Annotated in this window: 9 protein-coding genes; all 9 read right to left on the bottom strand. The window is 73.6% G+C overall.

Going from position 1 to position 25,073, the window contains the following annotated elements:
• Window positions 1-89: 89 nt before the first annotated feature.
• Genes OG570_RS34060 through OG570_RS34020 form a run of 9 tightly spaced genes read right to left on the bottom strand, consistent with a single transcriptional unit; the run spans window position 90 to window position 24,903 of the window.
• The gene (locus OG570_RS34060) at window positions 90-722 is read right to left on the bottom strand and encodes an NAD(P)H-dependent oxidoreductase (RefSeq protein ID WP_326953095.1); all 633 of its coding nucleotides are present in this window, start codon (window positions 720-722) and stop codon (window positions 90-92) included.
• Window positions 719-1,657 carry a TauD/TfdA family dioxygenase gene (locus OG570_RS34055; protein ID WP_326953094.1) on the bottom strand — a complete coding sequence of 313 codons (939 nt, stop codon included), beginning with the start codon at window positions 1,655-1,657 and terminating at the stop codon, window positions 719-721. The genes OG570_RS34060 and OG570_RS34055 overlap by 4 nt, the downstream gene beginning before the upstream one ends.
• Window positions 1,654-2,922 (bottom strand): ATP-grasp domain-containing protein, encoded by a 1,269-nt coding sequence (locus OG570_RS34050; RefSeq protein ID WP_326953093.1) that lies wholly within the window; start codon window positions 2,920-2,922, stop codon window positions 1,654-1,656. Before OG570_RS34050 ends, OG570_RS34055 begins: the two co-directional genes overlap by 4 nt.
• On the bottom strand, window positions 2,919-4,181 hold the full coding sequence (locus OG570_RS34045; protein WP_326953092.1) for an ATP-grasp domain-containing protein: 1,263 nt from the start codon (window positions 4,179-4,181) through the stop codon (window positions 2,919-2,921). The genes OG570_RS34050 and OG570_RS34045 overlap by 4 nt, the downstream gene beginning before the upstream one ends.
• Window positions 4,178-9,577, bottom strand: a complete 5,400-nt coding sequence (locus tag OG570_RS34040; RefSeq protein ID WP_326953091.1) for a non-ribosomal peptide synthetase/MFS transporter — start codon at window positions 9,575-9,577, stop codon at window positions 4,178-4,180. Before OG570_RS34040 ends, OG570_RS34045 begins: the two co-directional genes overlap by 4 nt.
• Window positions 9,574-12,552, bottom strand: coding sequence for a non-ribosomal peptide synthetase (locus tag OG570_RS34035; protein ID WP_326953090.1), 2,979 nt, complete (start codon window positions 12,550-12,552; stop codon window positions 9,574-9,576). The genes OG570_RS34040 and OG570_RS34035 overlap by 4 nt, the downstream gene beginning before the upstream one ends.
• Window positions 12,553-12,562: 10 nt before the next feature.
• On the bottom strand, window positions 12,563-17,860 hold the full coding sequence (locus OG570_RS34030) for a type I polyketide synthase (protein WP_326953089.1): 5,298 nt from the start codon (window positions 17,858-17,860) through the stop codon (window positions 12,563-12,565).
• Window positions 17,857-21,411: an amino acid adenylation domain-containing protein gene (locus OG570_RS34025; RefSeq protein ID WP_326953088.1), complete on the bottom strand. Its 3,555-nt coding sequence runs from the start codon at window positions 21,409-21,411 to the stop codon at window positions 17,857-17,859. The genes OG570_RS34030 and OG570_RS34025 overlap by 4 nt, the downstream gene beginning before the upstream one ends.
• Before the next feature lie 60 nt (window positions 21,412-21,471).
• Complete coding sequence (locus OG570_RS34020; protein WP_326953087.1) at window positions 21,472-24,903, bottom strand: beta-ketoacyl synthase N-terminal-like domain-containing protein; 3,432 nt, start codon at window positions 24,901-24,903, stop codon at window positions 21,472-21,474.
• Window positions 24,904-25,073 lie beyond the last annotated feature (170 nt).

Here is a 25,073-nt window from a genome sequence, read left to right as displayed (position 1 = left end):
CCCTCGGTGAATCCGGTTGCCGGACGGCCCGAGAGTCGCACGCCGCGCGAAAGCCGCTCAAGGTCTTCACCGGAATTGGCCGGAACCGGTCAGCGACCACCGAACAGCCGCGTGACCTCGCCTTCGACGTCGTCCAGCCACCCCGCGCGACGGTCCGCGCCGGCGTCCGCGACCACCCGCAGCACCAGCCGGGTGACCGCCGGCTCGCCGAGGTAGGGCGCGAGGCAGCGGCGCCAGATCGCGTCGAGCGGGTCGCCGAACAGGGTCCGCTCGCGGTCCTCGGGGGTGTCGGAGGTGTTGACGACGAACAGGTGCTCCAAGGCGAGCAACGACTCGGGGGCGCCGCCCGCGTCGTCGAGCCGGTAGGCCACGCCGGGGACCAGGATCCGGTCGAGCCAGCCGCTCAGGATCGCCGGCGGTTTGCCCCACCAGTTCGGGTGGATCGCGATGAGCCCGGCGGCGTCGCGCAGTTCCTCGCGGTGGCGGCGGACCAGCGGATCCGGTTCGGCGGCGAGGAAGTCTTCGGCGCGGGTCCCGCTGGTGTAGGCCTCTTCCGCGGTGAGCACGGGGTTGAAGCCTTCGGCGTACAGGTCGTGGAACCGCACCGGCCGTCCGGCCGCGGCCAGCGCGGCCCGCACCCGGTCGGCGAGCGCGTGGTTGAAGCTGCCCGGCCGGGGGTGGGCCAGCAGGACCACCACCGGCCGGGCGGAAGCCGCGGTCATCCGGTCATCGCGACGAGGATGCGGCGCTTGCCGGTGAACGGCTCGCGGCCGTGGGCCGCCAGCATGTTGTTGACCACCATCACGTCGCCGGCTTGCCACGGGAAGGCGTAGCTCACCTCGTCGTAGATTTCACGGATCTTTTCCAGGTCGGCGACCGGGATCGGGCTGCCGTCGGCGAAGTAGGCGTTGCGCGGCAGGTCGGCCTCCGGGTACAGCTCCAGCAGCGCCTCGCTGACCTCCTCGCCGAGGCTGGAGACGTGGAAGAGATTGGCCTGGTTGAACCACACGGTCTCGCCCGTGTGCGGCTCGTCCACAAAGGACGGCCGGACGTGCCGGGTGCGCAGGCCTTCGTCGGTCCACTCCAGGGTCTGGCCGTTGCGGGCGCAGTACTCCTCGACGACCGCGCGATCGTCGGTCTGGAACGCCTCCTGCCAGGTGAGCCCGAGGCCCTCGCGGAACGCCCGGGTGTAGACGACGCCGCCGGAGAACCGGTCGCGGAGGTCCTGGGGCAGCAACCGGAACATCGCCCGGCTGTCCGCGATCGGCGTGGCCCCGCCGGTCGCGGCCGGGGTGTCGCACAGGAAGAACAGCCGCGCCGGCCAGTGTGCCGAGTAGGAGTTCTCGTTGTGCATCGGGATCGACTCGGCGGGCGGGTACTCCGTCGAGGTGTAGATGTTCCCGGCCACCGCCGAGCGCGGCGTCGAGCGCTCGGTGTAGGTGAGCAGCGCGCCGCCGATCGTCTCGGTGACCTGGTTGAACAGGTCGAGGTCGACGGGCAGGCCGCGCAGCAGGATCGCGCCGTGGTCCCGCAGGTGCGTCTGCAGCTGCGGCAGGTGCGCCTCGACCCAGGCGAGGTCGGGCACCTGGTGGACGGCGATGCGGGTGTGCTCGTTGCCTTCGAGCTGCCCCAGCGGCGCCGCGAGATCGGCGGTCATGACTCCTCCAGTTCGATGCGGATCAGCTTGGTGGCCTCGGCGTGCAGTGCGGCCAGGTCGTCGGCGTCGGCGAACCCGGCGGCGAAGATGTTGACGGCGTAGACCTCCTGATCGCCGCTGAGCACCTGGCCGGGCGTGACGATGGTGACGACTTCGAGGACTTCGGGCAGGTCGGCGACATCGTCGGTGCCGGTGACGCGCACCAGCCGGCCGGCGCCGTCGGCGTAGACGACCAGGTAGCCCACCGGCACCGGCAGGCCGCGGCCGCGCGCGGGCGGCGGGGTGCCGAGGGCGAGCGAGACGGCCTCGGCGGTGACGTCGATGCCGGTGGCCAGCTTCAGCAGGGCGGGCTGCGCGCCGCCGGCCGGGCGGCCGGCGTTCACCTCGACGACGGTCGGGCCGCGCAGCGCGTCGTCGATGATCTCGACGTGCGCGCAGGTGTTGTCGAGGCCCAGCGCGCGGACGGCGTCGAGCACGGCTGCCTTGATCGCCGCCGCACGGTCCTCGGGCAGGTCGAGCGGCGGGCAGACCATGCCCAGCTCGAACTTGCGCTCGTCGATCAGCGTTTTGTCCACGATCCCGACGGCCTCCGCGACGCCGTCGCGGATCAGCACGTCCACCGCGTATTCGGGACCTTCCAGCAGGCCCTCGACCAGGAAGACCCGCAGCGGATCGATCGCTCCGGGCAGGGTCCGGTGGTAACGCGCGTCCGGCGACCGCGGCAGCCGGGTCGCGAGCAGGTCGTGGGCCGCGGCCAGTTCGTCCACTGTGGACACCGTGCGGACCAGGGTGCTGGCCGCGCCGTTGACCGGCTTGACGATCGCCGGGAGCCCGACCGTTTCGGCGATCTTCGCGGTGTCGGCCGGGTCGGCGAACAGCGCGCACGGCGGGCCGGGCAACCCCGCCTCGGCCAGGGCCTTCCGGACGGCGAACTTGTTGTGCGCCACGACGAAGACGTCGGCCGGGCAGCGAGCGACGCTAAGTAGCTCGGCCACCCGGGCGGTGCTCGCGATGATCCCTTCGGCTGCGGTGAGCACGCCCCCGGGTTCCGGGTCGAGTGCCCGGATAGCCTCGGCGACCGCCGGCGCGTCCCGGACGTCGTCGACGATGACAAAACCGTCGACGATCGACGTCAGCTCGGCGCGCTCGGCGTCGTCCAGGGCCTCGGTGACCAGTTCGGCCCGGAAGCCCTCCCGGCGCACGGCCGCGACGACGTCCTGGATCCAGTGCCCGCGGGTCTCGCGGACGACGAACGCGGTCTTCACGAGACCTCCAGCCGGATCAGCTTGCTCGCCTCGGCGTGCAGCGCCACGAGGTCGTCGTGGCCGGCGAACCCGGCGACGACCAGGTTCACCGCGTACGTCTCCTGCTCGTCGGTCAGCACCTGGCCGGGCGAGACCGTGGTGACGACGTCGACGACCTCGGGCAGCGCGGCGACCTCGTCGAGCCCGCCGATGCCGGTCAGCGTGCCGGAGCCGGTGGCGTAGAGGATCAGCATGCCCAGCGGGATCGGCAGTTTCGCCGGTTCCCGCGCGGGCGGCGGCGCGCCGAGGGCCAAGGCCGTCAGCTCCGCGAAGACGTCGACGCCGGTCCGCAGCTTGGCCAGCAGCGGCATGATCGAGCCCGCCGGGCGGCCCGCGTTGACCTCGACGATCGTCGGGCCGCGCCGCTCGTCGTCGATGATCTCGACGTGCGCGACCGTGTTGTCCAGGCCCAGCGCTGTCACGGCGGCGGACGCCGCCTCGCTGACCAGCGCGGCCCGCTCGTCGGTGAGCCCGGCGGGCGGGCAGGACAGGACCAGCTCGAACTTGCGCTCGTCGATCAACGGCTTGTCGAGGATCTCGACCGGCTCGGGGACGCCGTCGCGGATCAGCACGTCGACGGCGTACTCCGGGCCGCGCAGGAACCCTTCCACGAGGAACGTCTTCGCCGGGTCCAGCGCGCCCAGCGCGCGGTGGTAGCGCGGGTCGGCGGACTCGGGCAGCCGTAACGCCAGCAGCTCGTACGCCGCGGCCAGATCGTCCACTGTGGACACCGTGCGCACGAGGTTGCTGCCCGCGCCGTTGACCGGCTTGACGATCGCCGGAAGGCCCACCTGCGAGGCCACGTCAGCGGCCTCCGTGGCCGACGAGATCAGCGCGAACCCCGGTCCGGGCAGCCCGGCCGCCGCGAGGGCTTCCCGGACGGCGTACTTGCTGGCGCACCGGGTGAACGCCGACGCCGGGCCACGCGCCACGCCGAGCAGCTCGGCGACCCGGGCGGTGCTCTCGATCGCTCCGTCGGAGCCGGTGAGCACCGCCGCGGGCGCGGACGTGATCTCCCGGATCTTCGCGGCGACGGCTTCGGCGTCGTAGACGTCGTCGACAGCCACCACGTCGTCCACCAGCGCGGCGAGCGACGTCCGCTCCGCCGCGTCCACCGGCGGGGCGAGCAGGACCGCGCGGTGGCCGGCCGCGTGCACCGCGGCGGCGACCTCGCCGACCCAGTGCCCGCGCGCCTCCCTGATCAGCACCACGACACTCACGCCGCCTCCTTCCCCGCGAGCTTCCGCTCCCGCACCTGCGCGCCGACCAGGTCGTCCGGCAGCGAGTCCGGCACCTCGGTGTCGAACCGGCGCAGCAGCTTGACGGCGAACCCGCCGATGTTGATCAGCAGCAGGATCAGCGCGTAGACGACGTACACGAGCCCGACCCCACGGCCTTCGCCGGTGCCGAGCACCGAGCCGACCGACCCGGCGAGCGCACCGCCGGGAGCCAGCAGCGGCGAGAACCAGCCGACGGCCAGCGGCGCCAGCACCGCGAAGCCGATCGGCAGGGTGGACCAGGTGATCGTCTGGTTGATCGCGAACACCCGGCCGTGGTAGCGCTGCGGCACCTTGACCTGCACGAGCGTCGCGTAGATGCCCTGGGACACGGCCATCGCGGCGGCCAGCAGGAACACCCCGGCGGCGACCACGATCAGCGACGGACGCAGGCCCATCACCAGGCAGCCGAGCGCGATGCCGACGTTGCCCGCGAGCACCCCGACCATCCGCCGCTTGCGCGGCCCGCCCCACAACGCCATCCCGATGCCGCCGACCACGGCTCCGACGGCCTCGGCCAGCGCGACCTGCGCGACATCGGTGACCGTGCCGAACGAGAGCACCAGCGGCGAGACGAGGACCAGCGCGGGCGCCAGGAAGACGTTGGCCAGCGCGAAGTACAGCAGCATGGTGCGGAAGCCGCGGTGGTTCCACGAGTACTTCAGCCCGCCCGCGATCGCCGTCAGCAGCGGTTCGCGCGGGCGCCAGCCGAGCAGGTCGGGGAACCGGACGAACAGCAGGCTGACGACGGCGAAGGCGTAGCTCACCATGTCGAGGACCAAGATCCCGGACAGCTGGATCGCGGCCAGCAGGCCGGCGGCGATCACCGGCATGAGCAGCTGCGCGAAGCCGTTGGACAGCTGGGCGAGGCCCATCGCGTGGCCGAGGTACTGCTTGGGCACGAGCTGGGCGACCGACGACTGGTAGGCGATGCGCTGCAGCGACCCCGCGACCGACCCGAGCGGGATCAGCACGTAGATGAACCAGAGCTGCAGGTTGTCCGCGACGAGCAGCAACGCGAGCGCGAGCTGGATGAGCCCGGCGATCGCGCTGGCCGCGATCATGATCTTCCGGCGGTCGCCCCGGTCGACCAGGGCGCCGGCCACCGGCAGGATCAGGACTCCGCACATCAGCGCGAGGGCCCAGAGGAGGCCGAGGTCGGTGACCGAGCCGGTGCGGGTGTAGAGCCAGATCGGCACCGCGAACGACGTCAGCGCCGAACCCGTCGAGGAGACGAGCTGGCCGATGGTGACCGTGACGAACCGGGCCATGCTCGGCGGCACCAGGGGCTTCTCGTCCACGTCGGCCGTATGCGTGTCGTGCACCGCCCAGCCCGCGTCCTCGCCCCGCTTCGCGACGTGCAGGTCGCCGGGGTCGTCCAGCGCGGGGTGGACGCGGGTGATGATCTCGGCCAGCTCGTCCGCGCGGTAGCGGAGGAAGAAGTGCCCGGCCTGGTCCAGCACGACCAGGGCGGTGCGGTCGGTGAGGAACTCCCACTCGCGGTAGCGCTCGGCGTAGTAGTCGGTGACCGGGTCCTCCGAGCCGACGACCGAGATGATCGGCGCGCGCAGCTTGGCGACGCGGGCGTCGAGCAGGCCGCTGAAGTACTCCTCGGCCGCGCGGCTGTCGGCGCGCATGTTGCTGATGATCCGGTCGGCCTGGTCGGGGTCGAGCTCCTCGGTGTCGACGCCCATGCCCTTGAGCCAGTCCGCGTAGTACCGGTTGCTGCGCAGCTTCTCCAGCTTCGTGCGCAGGGTGCCGACCGCGCCCTTGATCCGCGCGAACGGGAAGATCGCGCCGATGTGGACGACCTCCAGCTCGCGGCCGCGTTCCTCCAGCCGGCGGGCGACGCCGACGGCGAGCGCGTTGCCGACGCCGCAATGGCCGTAGATGGCCAGCGGACCGTCGATCCGCTCGAGGACCTCGTCGGCCAGCCGCTCGACCAGGTCGTCGAACGGCACGGCCTCCTCGGTCAGGCCGACGTCGTGGCCCGGGATCGCCACCGAGTACAGCGAATACCCGTCGGGCAGCGCGTCGGCGAGGGGCTGGTAGACGATCGCGCTGCCGCCGCCGTAGGGGAAGCAGACGTAGGTGAGCGTCCGCTGTTTGACGGGCTTGGTCAGCTCGTACAGCAGGTGCCCGGAGTCGTCGCGGTCCCCGTCGAGGAACGCCGCCAGCTCCCGGATGGTCCGGTGCTGGAACAGGTCCATCACGCCTGCTTGGTGCCCGGCCTTCGCGATCCGCGCGACGACCTGGGTGGCCAGCATCGAGTGGCCGCCGAGGTCGAAGAAGTCGTCGTCGACGCCCAGTTCGTCGACCTTGAGGACGTCCCGCCAGATGTCCGCGAGGAGGATCTCCAGGGGTGTCGAAGGGGCGACGAGTTCCGTGCTCGCGTCGCAGCTCGTGACCGGCGCGGGCAGGGCCTTGCGGTCGAGTTTTCCGTTGGGCGTCAACGGAAGCTCGTCGAGGGTGACGAACGACGGCGGGACCATGTAGTCCGGCAGGGTGAGTTTCAACGCCGTCCGCAGCGCCCCGGCGTCCACGTCACCGACGACGTACCCGACCAGGCGCTTGTCCCCCGGCGTGTCCTCGCGGACGAGCACCACCGCGTCGCGGACGCCGTCCTGCTCGCGCAGGGCCGTCTCGATCTCGCCCAGTTCGATGCGCAGGCCGCGGAGCTTGACCTGGTGGTCGATGCGGCCGAGGAAGGCGACCGTGCCGTCCGGGCGCCAGCAGGCGAGGTCGCCGGTGCGGTACATCCGTCCACTGTGGAACGGATCCGGGACGAACTTCTCGGCCGTCAGCTCGGGCCGGTTGTGGTAACCGAGCGCCAGGCCGACACCGGCGATGTGCAGTTCGCCGGGGACGCCGACCGGGCACGGGTTTCCGCGCTGGTCGAGGACGTAGATCCGCAGGTTCCGGATCGGCGCGCCGATGGGCACCGACGCGACGTCGGCCAGCGCCTCGGGCGTGCAGTGCCACGCCGTGACGTCGATCGCGGCTTCGGTCGGACCGTAGAGGTTGTGGAGTTCGCAGTGCGGCAGCCGGGTGGTGAACTCCCGGGCCGTGACCAAGGGCAGTTCCTCACCGCTGCAGACCACGCGACGCAACGACGTCACCGCGTCGATCTCCGGCTCCGCGAGGAACAGCGTCAGCATCGACGGCACGAAGTGGGCGGTCGTGATGCGCTCGGAAACCAGCAGGTCACGCAGGTACGCCGCGTCCTTGTGGCCGCCCGGCTCGGCCAGCACCAGCCGGGCGCCGGCGGTGAGCGGCCAGAAGAACTCCCAGACCGAGACGTCGAAGCTCGCCGGGGTCTTCTGCAGGACCGCGTCCGTGCCGTCGAGGCCGTAGGCGCGTTGCATCCAGTCGAGGCGGTTGACGATGCCGCGGTGGCCGTTCGGCACGCCCTTCGGCCGTCCGGTGGAGCCCGAGGTGTAGATGACGTACGCCGGATCATCCGGCCCGGCTAGCGCGTCCAGTGTGGACTCGGGGCCGGTCAGATCGTCGAGGACGACGACGGTCGCGTCGCCGGGCGGCAGGGTGTCGCGCAGCGCGGCCTGGGTCAGGACCACCGGCGCGGCCGCGTCGTCGAGCATGAACGCGAGCCGGTCGGCCGGGTACTCCGGGTCGAGGGGAACGTACGCACCGCCCGCCTTCAGCACCCCCAGCAGGCCCGCGACCAGCTCGAACGACCGGTTCGCGAAGACGCCGACCAGCGCGCCCGGGCCGACGCCCAGCTCACGCAGGCGGTGCGCGACGCGGTTGGCGCGCGCGTCCAGTTCCCGGTAGGACAGGGACTCGTCGCGGAAGGTCAGCGCGGGCGCGTCCGGCGTCCGGGCGACCTGCGCCTCGACCAGGCCGTGGAGCGTGCCCGTCGGGATCTCCCCCGCCGTGTCGTTCCACCGGTTCAGCACCAGGTCCCGCTGGTCACCCAGGAGATCCAGTTCGGACACCGCCCGCGTCGGGTCGGCGACGATCGAGCGCAGCAGCGTCACCAGGCGGTCGGCCATCCCGGCGACGGTCTCCGCGGCGAACAGCGCGGTGTTGTGGACGAACTTGCCGATCAGGCCGGACTCGATCTCGATCGCGTGGAACTCGAAGTCGAACCGGGTGGCGGGCAGGTCCATCGGCAGCCAGCGGAAGTCCACTGCGGACTCACCCGCCGCGGCCATCCGGCCCATCTCGTAGTTCTGCAGCGCGAACATCGCCTGGAACACCGGCGAGCGGCTGACGTCCCGCGGCACGCCCAGGGCGTTGACCAGGCGTTCGAAGGGGACGTCGGCGTGGTCGAACGCGTCGAGCACGTGCCGCCGGGTCCGGTCCAGCAGCTCGGCGAAGCTCGGGTCGCCGGCCAGCTGGGCGCGCAGCGGCAGCATGTTGATAAACATGCCGATGACGCCTTCCAGCTCGGGCAGCCCGCGCCCGGCCGACGACGACCCGACCGCGAAGTCTTCCTGCCCGGAGTACCGCGAGAGCAGCAGCTGGTAAGCCGCGAGGAGCGTCATGAAGAGCGTGACGCCGTGTTCGCGGCTCAGCTCGCCGAGTGCCCGGGCCAGGTCCTTCTCGACGAAGAACTCGTGGATGGCGCCGTCGAACGTCTGGGTCGCCGGGCGCGGCCGGTCCGTCGGCAGCTCCAGGGGCTCGACGCCGCGGAGGGTCTCCTGCCAGTGGTCCAGCTGCCGGTCGAGTTCGGTGCCGGTGAGCGTCCGGCGTTGCCAGTGCGCGAAGTCGCCGTAGCCGATGGTCAGCGCGGGCAGGCCGGCGGCGGTGCCGTGGTAGTGCGCGGCGAGGTCGCGCAGCAGCAGGTCGACCGACCAGCCGTCGCCGACGATGTGGTACGTGCAGACCGCGAGGAGGTGCTCGTCGTCGCTGATCCGGACCAAGGTGGCGCGCAGCAGCGGGCCGTCGACCAGGTCGAACGGCTCGGCCGCGGCGGCGTCGACCGCGGCCCGCGCGACTTCCTCGTCACCGGCGTCCACAAGGGACAGCGGCACGGTGGCGACCGGTTCGAGGCGCACGGACGGCTGCCCGTCCTCCCCCGCCGGGAACCGCATCCGCAACGCCTCGTGCCGGACCGGGAGGGCGTCGAGGGCGGCCTGCAGCTGCCGCTGATCGACGCGGCCGGTGAGGCGGATCGGGATCGGGATGTTGTACGACGTGGTCCCGGGCGCGAACTGCTCCATGAACCAGACGCGTTCCTGCTGGTAGGACAGCGGGACCGGGTCGCCGTCCGGACGCGGGGTGATGGTCGCGGCCGGTCCGGCGCGCCGGCGCAGCCGTCGTTCCAGCAGGGCCCGGCGGGCGGCGGCGCTGCTGGTCTCGTCGATCGTCGTCACGCCTGCTCGCTTTCGGCCAGCTGGGCCCGGACCTCTTCGTCGCTGAGCTGGTCGAGGTCTTCTTCCAGGCGCCGTTCGACCTCGGCGGCGAGGCCCGCCACCGTGGTGAACGAGAAGAGCCCGCGCACCGGCAGTTCGACGCCGACCTGCTTGCGGATCCGGGCCATCGCGCGGATGGCCAGCAGCGAGTTGCCACCGTGGGCGAAGAAGTCGTCGTGCACCCCGAGCTTCTCGACGCCCAGGAGTTCGCCGAGCACCTCGGCGACCAGCTCTTCGGCCGCGGTGCTCGGGGCGACGTACTCCGTCTCCGCGCCGAGCTGCGGATCCGGCAGCGCGGCGCGGTCGAGCTTGCCGCTGGCCGCGACCGGCAGGGCGTCCAGGGTGACGAACAGCGTGGGCACCAGGTACTCCGGCAGGCTCGCCCGCAACGCCTCCGCCGCACCTTCGGCCGTGCCGACGACGTACCCGACCAGGGTGCCTTCGCGGACGGCGACGGCCGCGTCCCGAACGTCCGGCAGTTGCCGGAGCGCGGCTTCGACCTCGCCGGGCTCGATGCGGTAACCGCGCAGCTTGACCTGGTCGTCGGTGCGGCCGAGGTACTCGAGGGTGCCGTCACGGCGCCAGCGGGCGAGGTCGCCGGTGTTGTACATCCGGCCGAACGGGCCGTCCGGGAAGCGTTCCGCGGTCAGCTCGGGCAGGCCGAGGTAGCCGTCGGCGAGCTGCGCGCCGGCCAGGTGGAGCCGGCCCGCGACGCCCGGCGGGACCGGCCGCAGCCGGTCGTCGAGCACGTAGACGCGGGTGCCGGGGACCGGGCGGCCGATCGGCACCGGGCCGTCGACCGGACCGTCGAGCCGGTGGGCGACGCAGCCGACAGTGGCCTCGGTCGGCCCGTACTCGTTGGTGACGGTCGCGGCGAACTGGTGCACGACCTCGCCCATCAGTGCCTCGCCGCCGAGCACCAGGTCACCGGTGGGATAGGACTCCTCCGGCAGCACGGCGAGGTGCGTCGGCGTCGCCTTGACGAAGTCCGGCCGACCGGAGTCCACAATGGACCCGCCGGCGGTGAGCGGGCCGAGCAGCGTCGTCACGGTCAGGTCGAACGACGCCGACGTGTGCAGCAGCGCCCGGCCGCTCAGGCTCGGGTACGCCTCGCGCGCCCAGGCCAGGTAAGTGGCGAGGGCGCGGTGCCCGACCTGGACGCCCTTGGGGCGCCCGGTCGAGCCGGACGTGTAGATGACGTAGGCGATGCCGTCCGGCGCGGGCGGGTTCTCCGCGGACGAGTCCGCCCACACCGCCGGGTCGCTCAGGTCCAGGGTCTCGGCGTCGAGGGTGACGCCGCTGGTGAGCACGACGCGAGCCCCGGCGTCGGCCAGGACCAGGGCCTGCCGCTGCGCCGGGTTGGCCGGGTCGAACGGAACGTAGGCGGCGCCGCTCTTCAGCGCGCCCAGGATGCCCACGACCAGGTCGGCCGAGTTCGGCGCGCACACGCCGACCACACCACCGGTGCCGAGGCGGTGCGCGACGCGGTTGGCCCGCGCGTTCAGCTCGGCGTACGTCAGGCGCACGCCGCCCAGGTCGACCGCCACCGCGTCCGGGGTCTGCGTCACCTGCTCCTCGAAGCGCGCGACGACCGGCGGAGCGTCCGAAGTGGACGTTCCGCTCCACTCCAGCACCTGGACGCGCTCGGCGTCCGAGAGCAGCGGCAGGTCCGCCACCGGTGTCGCGGGATCAGCGACCGCCGCCGAGAGCAGGCCCAGGAACCGGGCCACCATGGACTCGGCCGTGGCCCGGTCGAACAGGTCGGTGCGGTAGAGCAGGCGGCCGTCGACCGCGGTGAGGTCGATCGCGACGTCGTCCTTGGCGGTGGCGTAGCGGACCGGCTCGAGGCCCGAGTCGGGGATGAAGTTGAAGCCGATCTGGTAGAGCGCCTGCACCGCCGGGTCACGCTCCGGGCGGACCGCGTCGGCGACCAACTGGAACGGCACCCGGCCGTGCTCGATCGCGTCCAGCACCGCCGTGCGGACCCGGCCGACCAGGTCGGCGAACGACGGGTCGCCACCGCAGTCGACGCGGATGGCCAGCTGGTTGACGAACATCCCGATCAGCGGCGCCAGCTCCGGCAGGTCGCGCCCGGCGACCGGCACCCCGACCACGACGTCGTCCTGCCCGGACAGCCGCGACAGCAGCGCGGTGTACCCGGCCAGCAGCACCATGAACGGCGACGCCGACAGCTCCCGGCCGACCGCGCCGGCCTGCGCGAGCAGGCCGGCGGGCAGGTCGAAGTCGACCTGGTCGCCGACGAACCCGAACTCGGCGGGCCGCGGCCGGTCGGTGGGCAGGCTGTGCACGGGCGGGAGCCCGGCCAGCCGCTCGCGCCAGTACGCCAGCTGGGCGCGCACCAGCGGCAGCTGGCCGCGCTGCCAGGCCGAGTAGTCCGGGTACTGGATGGCGAGGTCGGGCAGCTTCGGCAGCCGCCCTTCGGCGACGGCGTCACAGGCCTCGTTCAGCTCGCTCGACAGCACCGGCACGGACCCGGCGTCGAACACCGTGTGGTGCACGACGAAGGTGAGCAGCCAGTCGGTGTCGGCCAGGCGGCACAGCTGGGCCCGCCACGGCGGCGCGGTGTCGAGGGGGATCGGGCGGCGGGCGATCGCCTGGGCCAGCTCGGCGGCGCGCGGTTCACGCTCGTCGGCCGGGAGGTCACGCAGGTCGTGCACCTCCGGCTCGATCGGGACGTGCTCGTGCACGACCTGGACGAGCGCGCCATCTGCCATCCGGAACGCGGTGCGCAGTGCCTCGTGCCGGCCGACGATCACGCCGATCGCGGCCCGCCACTGCGACTCGGTGAGCGGCAGGTCCTGCCGCACCTGGCACGGCAGGTTGTATACCGGCGAGGCGGGGTCGAGCTGGTTCGACAGCCAGATCCGCTCCTGCCCGAACGAGGCCGGGAACGTCCATTCCTTCGTGTCGGTCATGTCTCCTGCTTCAGCGCTCGAGCTTGGGGATGGTGGTGGCGGCGGGTTCTTCGGCGGGAGCCGCGTCGGCACGCAGTTCCTCGATCCGCTCGACGAGGGTGGCCACCGTGGAGGATTCGAACAACGTCTTCATGGCCAGCCGGGCGCCGGTGGTCTTGCGGACCTGGGCGATGAGCTGGATGGCGACCAGGGAGTTGCCGCCGAGGGCGAAGAAGTCGTCGTGGACGCCGATGCGTTCGACGCCGAGGACTTCGGCCCACTGCCGGGCGATCTCCGCTTCGAGGTCGGTGCGCGGGGCGACGTAGTCGTCCTGGGCCAGCGGGGTGGCCGCAGGTTCGGCGACTTCTTCGGTCTCCACCAACGCCTCGGCCGTCACCCGGCGGTCGAACAGGTCCCGCACCGGGCGGGTGCTGATGACGACCTGGCCGCCGAGACCCGGCGTCAGGGCCCGCAAGAACGCCTCGGCGCCGTCGACCGGCCGGATCCCGGCTGACGTCCCCGCTGCCGCGGGCGGTTTCTTGGCGAGCCCGCCGCTGACGGCGTTCTCGTCGACTTGGCGCAGCACGAAGTCCTCGATCTCGGCCACCACGCGGCCGTCGTCGGCGCACAGCGTCAGGTCGGCGGCGATCACCTGGTCACCACCGGCGTCGCGGTAGCGCAGGTGGCTGTGGAAGCTCGCCGGGAGGACGTCGTGCACGACCACGCGGCCGTAGCTCATCGGCAGGTAGGTGCCGCTGCCCCGGCCACGGCCGAACGCCGTCGCGATGTCGAGCAGCGCCGGGTGCAGGCCCCAGCCGGTGTCGCCCGCCGCCGCGTCCGGCGCGACGATCGACGCCAGTTCCTCGTGCTCGCCGAGGTGGTGGGTCCGCAGCGCGGCCCAGCGCGGGCCGAAGGTGACCATGCTGGTCCGGCCGGCGCCGAAGCCCTTGCCGTCGTCGAGCACCGCGGTCCGGCCGCGGATCGCGCCCAGGTCCACAGTGGACACGGTCGGCGCCGGGACCCAGCCCGCGGAGCCGCGGACGTGCGTCTTGGTCACGCCGGCCAGGCGACTGGTCACGGTGAACCCGTCACCGTCGAAGCCGACGCGGTACTCGGCGACCGACCCTTCCGGCACCGAGAACGGTTCCAGGAACGCGACGTCGCGCAGTTCGACGACGTGGCCGTCGCCGGGCTTCGGCAGGGCCGCTTCGACGGCCGCCCGGACGGTCTCCAGGTGCCCGGTCCCGGGCACCACCGGCACACCGGCGATCCGGTGCTCGTCGAGCAGCCAGTGCCCGGCCGCCGAGACGAGCCCGTGGACGCCGCCCGCGGAGCGCGTGGTCAGGACCGGGTGCGCGACCGGGCCGTCCGCACGCTCGCGCGTCGACCGGATCAAGGACGGTGCTTCTACTTCGGCGGCCATGCCGACCTCGTCCCAGCCACCCCAGTCGTGCGCGACGACCCGGGCTTGCCAGCCGTGGTCGCCGCGGGCGTAGGCGTCGAGGAAGTTGTTGGCCGCGCAGTAGTCGACCTGCCCGAAGTCCCCCGACACCGAGGTGACCGACGAGCACAGGGCGACGAAGTCCATCGGCAGGTCCGAGAACGCCTCGGCCAGCGCGACGACGCCGCCGATCTTCGGGGCGAGCACGGCTTCGGCGGCCGAACGCTCCTTCACCTCGGCGACGCCGCCGCCAGGCAGTCCGGCCGCGTGGACGATGCCGTCGAGGCCGCCGAACTCGCGCTCGGCCAGCTCCCGGACCTCCCGCAGCCGCGCCGGGTCGGTGACGTCGGCGGCGAGCACGTGCACCACCGCGCCGGCCGCTTCCATCCGCCGCACGGCGAGCATCGCGCGCCCCAGCCGGTCGGTGCCGCCCTGGGTGGCCAGGTGCGCGTCCCACTCCTCTCGGGGCGGCAAGCCGTTGCGGGACAGCAGGATGAGCTTCGCGCGGACGCGCAGGGCGAAGTCCTCGGCGAGGGTGATGCCGATCCCGCCCGTGCCGCCGGTGATCAGGTAGCGGCCGCCGTCGCGCAGGACCGGCGTCGCGGCTTCGGGCAGCGTGAGCTGCGTGTGGTCGAGCACCCAGCGGCGGCCGCGGCGCAGCGCGACCTCCGCGTGGGCGTCCGCCGGCGCGGACAGCTCGGCGACGACGTCGGCGGAGAGCGTCTCGACGTCGATCCGGCGCACGACCGTGCCGGGCTGTTCCAGGGGCAGGACCCTGGCGATCCCGGCGAGCGTCGCGTGCTCGGGGCGGGTCAGGTCGGTGCCGGTGACGTCGGCGGTGCCGGTGCTCAGGACGTCGATCCGCAGCGGCTCGGCCCACGCCTGGACGAGGCTGAGCACGCTGAAGAACCCGCGGTCCTGGGCCGCCATCCCGGTCTCGGTGCCGCTCAGCGCCCACGCGTGCACGACCCGCTCGGGCCGGGTGCCGAGCGTGGCGACCAGGTCGTCGTAGTCGGCGCGCTCCCCCGGCCGGACGGTGAACCCGCCGTCGACGGCGGTGAACCGCGCACCCGGCCGGACCTCGGTGACCGCGACACCGGCGTCGCGCAGCAGCCCGGGCAGGACGTCGTCGTCGACGAACGCCAGGCAGGAGGCGAACGGCTCGCGCCGCACCTCCGGCCCGGCCTGCCGCCACGACGGCACGGCGAACCACTCTTCGAGCGGCAACGGCCCGCTCGGCTTCACCGGCTCGGCTACTGTGCCCGCCGGGTCGGGGTCGACCCAGTACCGCTTGCGCGCGTAGGGATAGCCGGGCAGCGGCACGCGGAGTCCGGACGTCACCGCTTCCAGCGTCAGGCCGTGTGTCCACAGGAGACCGGCGGCCGCGTAGAGCGTTTCGACGTCGCCCTCGCGGTCGGTGCGGCCCGGCAGGCTCGGCTGCGGCGCGGGCAGGCCCTTCGGCACCTGGCCGCGGGCGAGCCCGGCGAGCTGGTGGCCGGGGCCGCACTCGACCAGGGCCCACCGCTCGCCGCCGGCGAACAGCGTCCGCACGCAGTCGCCGAAGCGCACGGCTTGGCGCAGGTGCGCGGCCCAGTAGCCGGGATCGGTGGCCTGGGCGTCGGTGATCCAGCCACCGGTCAGGTTCGACAGGAACGGCAGCGACGGCGCCGAGCGCGGCACCGCGGCGACGGCTTCGGTGAACTCCGCCAGGATCGGGTCCATCATCGGCGAGTGGAACGCGTGCGACGTCACCAGCTCGCGGCACTGCACGTCGCTGGACTTGAGCCGCGCGGCGAAGTCGGCCACGACGTCGGCCGGGCCCGCGACGACGCACGTCCCCGGCCCGTTGACCCCGGCGATCGCGACGCCTTCGGGCAGCCGCTGCGTCACCGCGTCTTCGTCGAGCTGGATCGCGAGCATCGCGCCGGACGGCATCGACTGCATCAGCTCACCGCGCCGGACGACCAGCTTCAGCGCGTCGGCGAGGGTGAAGACCCCGGCCACGGTCGCGGCGACGTACTCGCCGATCGAGTGGCCGATCATCGCGCCGGGCCGGACGCCCCAGCTGCGCCACAGCGTGGTCAGCGCGTACTCGACGACGAACAGCGCGGGCTGCGTGTACCGCGTCTCGCGCAGTTTCGCGTCGCCGCCGCGGTCGAGGATCAGCTCCTTCAGGCCCGCGATACCGGCCAGCTCGCAGCACTCGTCGACGGCCGCGGCGAACACCGGCTCACTGCGGTACAGCTCGGCGCCCATCCCCGCGTACTGGGAACCCTGGCCGGAGAACAGGAACGCGACCTTCAGCTCGTCGGCCTTCGCCGTGACCAGGCGACGCGGGTCACGGAGGCCGTCGACGGCGTCCTCGCTGTCCCGGGCGACGACGGCCGCGCGGTGGGCGTACTCGGTGCGCCCGGCCGCGAGGGTGTGCGCGACGTCGGCGAGGTCGAGGTCGATGTCCCCCGCCAGCCGGTCGGCCAGCCGGTCGACGGCGACGGCGAGCGCGTCCGGCGTGTTCGCCGAGACCCGCAGCAGGTGCGCCGGGTGCGGCAGACGGCGGCGCTGCGGTACCGGCGCCTCCTCCAGCACGACGTGGGCGTTGGTGCCGCCGACGCCGAACGAGCTGACGCCCGCCCGGCGCGGGGCGTCACCCGCCTCCCACTTCGTCACCGTGCGAGCCGGGTAAAACGGGCTCGCCGGGAAGTCGATGCCCGGGTTGGGCTCGTCGTAGTTGATGGTCGGCGGGATGAGGCCGTGTTCCATGGCCAGGACGGTCTTGATCAGCGCCACCACCCCGGCGGCCTGGGACAGGTGACCGATGTTCGACTTGACCGAGCCGATGGCGCACCAGGCGGTGTCCGGCACGCCGTGGCCGTACACAGTGGACAGTGAGGTGACCTCGATCGGGTCGCCCAGCGCGGTGCCGGTGCCGTGCGCCTCGACGTAGCCGATCGTGCGCGGGTCGACCCCGGCCATGCCGACGGCCTGAGCGATCGCCTCGGTCTGGCCGGCGACGCTGGGCGCCGAGAAGCCGACCTTGGTGGCGCCGTCGTTGTTGATCGCGTTGCCGAGCACCACCGCGCGGATGTGGTCGCCGTCTTCGATGGCCTGGGCCAGCCGCTTGACCAGGACCACGCCGACGCCGCTGCTCCACACCGTGCCGTTGGCCTCGGCGTCGAACGCGCGGACGTGCCCGTCGGGCGAGGTGAAGCCCTCGACGCCCATGTAGCCGATGCCGTGCGGCATCTCCAGGTTCGCGCCGCCGGCCAGCGCCATCTCGCACTCGCCGTTGCGCAGCGCCTCGCAGGCGAGGTGCACGGCGACCAGGGAGGTCGAGCACGCCGTGTGCAGCGCCAGGCTCGGACCGCGCAGGTTCAGCTTGTAGGACACCGACGTCGTCAGGTAGCTCGGCTGGTTGCCGGTCGACATCCCGATGCCGCCGTGCTGCGAGGCCATGATCCGCTCGTTGCGCAGCAGGTTCTCGATGAGGTAGCCGGTCCGGCCGGACCCGCCGTAGACGCCGATCGCGCCGCGGTAGCGGGCCGGGTCGTAGCCGCCGTCGGTCAGCGCGGAGTGGCAGGCCTCGAGGAACACGCGGTGCTGCGGGTCGGTGATCTCCGCTTCGCGGCTGGTCATGCCGAACAGCTCGGCGTCGAACTCGTCGAAGCCGTCGACGACCGTGGTGGCGTTGACCCAGCTGGGATCTTCGAGGGTTTCCGGGTCGGCGCCGCGGGCCAGCAGTTCTTCGGGAGTGGCGGGTTTGATCGACTCGACGCCGTCGACGAGGTTGCGCCAGAACTGCCGGAGGTCGCCGGCGCCGGGGACGCGGGCGGCCATCCCGACGATCGCGATCGGTTCGGTGCCGGGTTCGCCGGTCTCGAAGTGGGTCACTGGTGGCGCTCCTGTTCGTGGCCGGTCGTGGCGGCCGGGCGGCGGGGTCTTCCGGACGGGGTGCGCCCGCGGCGGGCGGCGACCCGCTCGGCGGCGCGGGCCAGCGCGGTGTCGGGCTTGGCACCGGCGGCCGCGTGCAGGTGGGCGGCGAGGGCGCGGACGGTGGGGTGGCTGAACAGCTCGACGACCGGGATGCGGCGGCCGAGCCGGGCGGTGACCTGGGCGTGCACCTGCATCAGGGCGAGCGAGTGGCCGCCGACGTCGAAGAAGTTGTCGGTGACGCCCACGCTTTCGACGCCGAGCACGTCCCGCCAGGCCTGCGCGATCACCGCCTCGGTCGCGGCGAGCGCGGCGACGTCGGTGACGACCGGAGCGGGTGCCGGCCGGGCGCGGGTCATCGCGCCCGGCGCGGCGGTGCGCACCGAAGGCCGCGGGGTCTCGGGCAGGCACGTCCCGACCGGCCGGTCGGGTGTGGCGGCCAGCCCGGCGAGCAGGTCCGCGTAGTCCGCGGCGAGCGCGGTCATCCGGGCGGCGTCGAACAGGTCCGGGTTGTAGAGCAGCTCGACGCCGTGGCCGAGGACGTAGACGGTCAGGTCGAACGGCGACCCCGGCTTGGCGACCGGCAGCCAGCCGGCCCGCACCCCGGGCAGCTCGAGGCGCGGCTCGGTGAAGTTCAGGACGTTCACCATCACCTGCACCAGCGGCGCCCGCGCGGGATCGCGGTCGACGCCGAGGGCGGTCACGAGCTGCTCGATCGACGCCGCCGGGTGCGCGGTCGCGGCCAGCAGCTCGGCCCCGCCGCGGCGGGCGTGCGTCGCGAAGTCCGCGTCGTCGCCGGCGCGCAGCCGCACCGGCACGATGTCCACGAAGAACCCGGCGACGTCCTGGGTCTCGGGCAGCTGCCGGTCGGCGACGACGGTGGCGACCAGGTGGTCGTCCGCGCCGGTGAGCCGGTGCAGCAGCTGCCCGAACGCGGCCAGCAGCACCCCGGCCTGGGTGGTGCCGGTCCGCGCGGCCAGCTCCCGGACGGCGTCGGGGGCGCCGTCCGGGAACACCTGGTGCACGCTCGCGCCGTGGTAGGTCTGCACGGCGGGGCGTGGTCGATCGCGGGGTAAGTCCACTGTGGACGGAGCCCCGGCCAGGTGCTCGGTCCACCAGGCGAGGTCGACGGCTTCGCGACGGCGGTCGCGATCCGCGCGCCACGCCGCGTAGTCCGCGTAGGACGCGGCGAGCGGCAGCAGCGACGCCCCGGCGTAGGCCGCGGAGAGGTCGGCGCACAGCAGGTCCTGGGACCAGCCGTCGAACACGGCGTGGTGCAGGGTGAAGCCGAGCACGTGCTCGTCCGGACCGAGTTCGTAGAGCCGGACCCGCCACGGCGGCTCGCGGTCCAGGTGCACCGGGGTCGCCGCGTCGACGGCGAGCCGGTCGGCGAGGAACGGCTCGGTCAGGCTGGTCATCGGCACCGGAATGTCGTCCACCGCAAGGCATTCGGCCTGCGGGACGCCGTCGACCGGGCGGATCCGCCAACGCAGGATGTCGTGCCGTTCGGCCACCGCGCGCAGGGCGGCACGCAGCTTTTCCACGTCCAGCGGGCCGGACAGCCGGAAGGCCATCGCGATGTTGTACGGCGCCGCGGCCGGGGCGAGCTGGTCCAGGAACCACAGCCGCCGCTGCGGCGGCGACAGCGTGGGTGCGTGCCCGGTGGTCAGGCCCGGCCCGGTCAGCGGGGCGGCAGCGGCCACCCGCCGGGCGACGCCGTCGAGGGTCCGCCCGGCCAGGACGTCCTCGGTGGCGACGTCGGCGGCCAGGTCCGCACGCAGGGCCGCGACCAGCCGCATCGCCGTGATCGAGTCACCGCCGGCGGCGAAGAAGTCGGAGCCCGCGCCGGCGCCGAGCACCTTCCGCCACACCTGCGCGACCGCCCGGGCCACGGGCGTGTCCGGCTCCCCGAGGTCGGCCGGCGCCACGCTTTCGGCCAGCGCACGCAAGGCGGGCCGGTCGATCTTGCCGGTCACCGGGTTCACCGGCAGCGCGTCGAGCCGCCGGATGGCGGCCGGCCGCATCGCCTCGGTGAGCCGGTCGCCCGCGTAGGCCTGAACATCCTCGTCGGACGGCAGCGAGGCCGCAGGACCGGTCGCGACCTCGCCGGACGGCGCCCAGGCGCCGCTCGAACCGGCGACCACTCCATCCGGCGGCACCGAAGCCGGGGTGAGGAACGCGACCAGCCGGGTGCCACCCGGGCCCGGGACTGCTTCCACCGCGACCGCGCCCACCTGCGGGTGCGTGGCCAGTGCGGCCTCGACCTCGCCCAGCTCGATGCGCTGGCCGCGGACCTTGACCTGCCGGTCGGCGCGGCCGGCGAACTCCAGCCTGCCGTCGGGCCGCACGCGCGCCAGGTCGCCGGTGCGGTAGGCGCGCTCCCCCGGCGTGAACGGGTCGGCGACGAACGTCCGCTCGGTCAGCTCCGGGCGGCCGAGGTACCCGGCGGCCACCCCCGGGCCGCCGATCAGCAGCTCGCCGACCTCGCCCGGCGGGACCGGGCGGAGGTCGGCGTCCACGACGTACGCGCGGTGGTTCGGCGTCGGCGTGCCCAGCGGCAGCGGGTCGGCGGGCCGGCCGGTCACCTCGTCGGTGACCACGACGACGGTCGTCTCGGTCGGGCCGTAGACGGTGAAGAACCGGCGGCCGGGCAGCCAGCGGGCGGCCAGTCCGGCGGGCACCGGCTCCCCGCCGCAGGCCACGGTCCGCCAGCCCGGTACGTCCGCCGGGTCCAGCGTGGCGAGCAGCGTCGGCGTGATGAAACCCCAGTCGACGTCGTGCTCGACCACGAACCGGCGCAGCCGTTCGGGGTCGGCCCGGTCGGCCGAGCCGGCCAGCTGCACCGAGCCGCCGTGGGCCAGCGGCACGAAGACGTCCATGGTGAACGCGTCGAAGCCGGGCGAGGAGATGCCGAGCGCGCGTGTACTCGGGCCGACGCCGAGGCGGGCGGCGAAGCCGGTGACGAACGCGACGACGTTGCGGTGGCTGGTGAGCACGCCTTTCGGCCGGCCGGTCGAGCCGGACGTGTAGAGCACGTGGGCGGTGCTGTCCGGGGTGGCCGGGCAGCCGCCGGGTTCGCCGGGCGGCGGGACGTCGAGAGCCTCGATCCCTGCCACCGCGCCGAATTCCGCGACGGCGGCGTCGCCGATGACGAGCGTGACACCGGCGTCGGCGGCGATCCCGGTCAGCCGCGCTCGCGGCCCGCCCGGCTCCAGCGGCACGTAACAGCCACCCGACAGCAGGACGCCGAGGACCGTCGCCACCAGCGCGGGACGCCGGTGGGCGCACACGCCGACCCGGGTTTCGACGCCCGCGCCGCGTTCGCGCAGCAGCGCCGCGACGCCCCAGGCGGCGGCGACCAGCTCAGCGTAGGTGAGCCGGGTGCCGCCCTGCCGCACGGCGAGCGCGTCCGGCGTCCGCCGTGCTTGCTCCAGGACCAGTCCGGCGACCGTGGTGTCCGGATAGGACAGTGGCGGGCCGTGCGTGCCCGCGACGGGCAGCGTGTCGGTCACGGTGAACTCCCCAGTTCGGTTTGCTGCCCGGGGCCGCGGTGGCGGCCGGGCTGGTGCGGGTCACGGGTGGTCACCCGTGACCGGCGGGTCGATCCAGTACCTGCTGCGCTGGAAGGGATACCCGGGCAACGGCACCCGGCCCGGGTCCGCGCCGTCGTGCCGGGCGGCCCAGTCGACGTCGCCGCCGCTGACCCAGCGGGCGGCCAGTTCGTGGGCCGCGCCGGGTGGCCCGGCGACGTCGGCGCCGTCGGCGAGCAGGACGTCGAGGGCTTCGACGGCCTCCGCCGCGGTCGACGCGACCACGGCGGCGCGGGCCGCGAACTCCCGGCGTCCGACGGCGAGGGTGTAGGCGACGTCGGCCAGCGGCGGCGGGTCGTCGGCGAGCCGGTCACGCAGCCGGCAAAGCGCTTCGCGCAACGCTTTCGCGTCCCGCGCGGAGACCGGGAGCACGTACGGACCGTCGGCGGTGACCCGCGGCCCGGCGGCCGGTGCCTCCTCGACGACGACGTGGACGTTGGTGCCGCCCATGCCGAACGAGCTGACCCCGGCCACCCGGCGTTCCGGGTCCGGCCAGTCGGCGGCTTTCACCGGGACGTACCAGGGGCCGCCGGCCAGATCGGCCTCCGGGTGCGGCGCGGTGAAGTGCAGGTTGGGCGGGATGACGCCGTGGCGCACCGAAAGCACCGTCTTGATCAGCCCGGCCACCCCGGCGGCGGCGTCGAGGTGCCCGATGTTCGTCTTGACCGAACCGAGCGCGCAGGTCCCCGGCGGCAGGTCGCCGTACACCCGGTTGAGCGCCGCCACCTCGATCGCGTCGCCCAGGGGCGTGCCGCTGCCGTGCGCCTCGACCAGCCGGACCTCGGCCGGGTGGACCTCGGCGACGGCCAGCGCCTCGGCGACGGCGGCGGCCTGTCCGGCCGGCCCCGGCACCGCGTAGCCGGCGCGGTCGGGGCCGTCGTTGGTCATCGCCCAGCCGGGCAGCACGGCGTGGATGTGGTCGTGGTCGGCGAGCGCGTCGGCCAGCCGCCGCAGCACGACGACCCCGGCGCCGGAGCCGAACCCGGCGCCCTCGGCCGCGACGTCGAACGCGCGGCAGCGGCCGTCCGGCGAGGCGAGACCGTCGCTGCGGTACCGCGGCCACGTGACGCTCACGCCCCCGGCGAGCGCCAGGTCACAGCGGTATTCGGCGAGGCTCTGCGCCGCGAGTCCCACTGCGGCGAGGGAGCTGGAACAGGCGCTCTGGACGGCGATCGCGGGCCCGGTCAGGCCGAGCCGGTAGGCGACCTGGCCGGGCAGGTGGTCGGTGAGCTGGCGGCCGAGCAGCCGGCCCTCCCAGTCGTCCGGGTCGACGTCGCCGGTCACGGCCGGGTTCCCGAACAGGTGGAACAGGAAGTAGCGGTTCACCCCGGCGGAGGTGAAGACACCGACCGGGCCGGTCTCCCGCGCCGGGTCGCGGCCCGCGTCCTCCAGGGCCCGCCACGCCGTCTCCAGGAAGAGCCGGTGCTGCGGGTCGGTGCGGGCGGCCTCGTCGGCGGTGAAGCCGAAGAACTCCGCGTCGAAGTCCTCGACGCCGTCGAGGCGCCCGCCGGCGCGGACGTGCGCCGGGTCGCCGCGCAGGCCGGGGCCGATGCCGAGCGCGGCCAGCTCGTCGTCGGTGTGGTCGTGGATCGAGTCGACGCCGGCGCACAAGTTCCACCAGAACGCCGGCGCGTCGGGCGCGCCCGGGAAGCGGCAGGCGAGCCCGACGACGGCGATCAGGTCACTGCCACCCTCGTCCGGCAGCGGCTCGACGGTCCGCGGACGGTCCGAAACGGACTCGCCGAGGTACGCCGCCTGGGCCGCGACGGTGGGGTGTTCCAGCAGGCCGAGCAGCGGAACGTCCGTGTCGAACTCAGCGGCGAGCCGCTGCTGGACGCGCCCCAGCAGCAGGGAGTGCCCGCCGACGTCGAAGAACGCGTCGGTGACGCCGAAGCTCGCGTGACCCAGGACGTCGCACCAGATCGTGTGAACCCGCTGTTCGGCCTCGGTCATCGGCGGGATCTCGGCCGGTGCGACGGGCCGCGGGCCTGGAAGCGCTGCCTCGTCGAGCTTGCCGGTAACGGTCAGCGGGAACGCCGCCACGACGAGCACCGCCGACGGCACCGCGTAATCGGGCAAGACGTTGGCCAAGACGGCCCGCAGCGCGGCCGGGTCCGGCCCGGGGTCGAGCGCCGGGACCACGTAGGCCAGCAGCTCGCCGTCCCGGACGACGGCTCGCGCTTCCGCCACCTCGGCGTGCTTCGCGAGCTTCGCCTCGATCTCGGTCAGCTCGACGCGGAAACCGCGCACCTTGACCTGGCGGTCCAGCCGGCCGAGGCAGACGAGCGTGCCGTCCGGCAGCACCTCGCCGAGGTCGCCGGTGCGGTAGGTGCGGAGCCCCTCCTCGGTGGTGCCGAAGGCCGGGCTCGGCCGGTCGAGGTAGCCCGCGGCCAGGAACTCGCTCCGGACCTGCAGCTCGCCGCCGTCCAGCACGGTCAGCTCGTAACCCGGGAGCGCGGTGCCGATCGGCAGCGGGCCGGTGGCGCCGGGGTCGACGTCGGCGCTGGTCAGCCGGTGGTGCGCGGCGAACGTCACCTCGGTCGCGCCGTAGCCGTTGACGAACACGGTGTCCGGCGCGAACCGGCCGCGGCGGACGTCGGCGTAGGTCGCCGGCTCGCCGCCCAGGAGCACGGTCCGCACCGACGGCAGGTCGCCGTCGAAGCTGTCCAGCAGGTAGCGGTAGACCGTCGGCGTCGAGTGGTAGACGGTCGCCTCGTGCCGCGCCAGCTCCCGCGCGGCGTGCGCGACGCCGTGGACGCGCAGGTCGACCGGCACCACGGCGGCGCCGGTGAGCAGCGCCGGGTACAGGTCCGGGATCGCGGCGTCGAAGCCGAAGGAGGCCAGCAGGCTCAGCCGGTCGGCCGCGGTGATGCCGAGGCTCGCGATCTGGTTGTCCACCACGTGCAGCAGGTTGCGGTGGGTCTGCGCGAACGCCTTGGGCGTGCCGGTGGAGCCCGACGTGAACAGCACGTAGGCCGGGCTGTCCGGGTCCGGATCGGGCACCGGCAGCGGCGCGGTCTCCGACCCGACCGGGACGACCCGGGCGGACCCGTTGTGGCACAAGGCTTCCGCGAGGTCGACGTGCTCGGCGTCGGCCAGCACGGCCGACACGCGCGCGGCGTCGACCTGGTGCGCGAGCCGCTCGCGCGGGAACGTCGGGTCCAGCGGGACGTAGGCGCACCCGGCGGCGAGCGTGCCCAGGATCGCGGCGATCGCCCGGGTGCCGTGCCCGGTGACGAGGCCGACCCGCTCACCCGGCCGGACGCCCGCGTCGAGCAGCCGCGCGGCGTGGCCGCCGGCGAGCCCGGCCAGCCGGGCGTAGCTCACCACCGCGTCGTGCTCGACGACGGCGATCCGCTCGGGCGAGCGCCGGACGACTCCTTCGAAGCGTCTGATGCAGCCGGCTTGCGTCATCGCTGTAGGTGGGCTCGTTCCGGCCGTGAATGGGCGCGCGGCAACCACAGCGGTGACGTCGACTTCATCTCACTCCCCAGTGCGATTCATGGCGAAGAATCACGCAAGGTTAAAGCTCAGGACGTCGCCTGGGGATACGTAATCCGCAGAGTTGGTCCGAATGGACTATC

This window comes from Amycolatopsis sp. NBC_01286, from assembly GCF_035982555.1.
Taxonomy (GTDB): Bacteria; Actinomycetota; Actinomycetes; order Mycobacteriales; family Pseudonocardiaceae; genus Amycolatopsis.
This window is presented reverse-complemented; position numbering and strand designations above follow the sequence as displayed.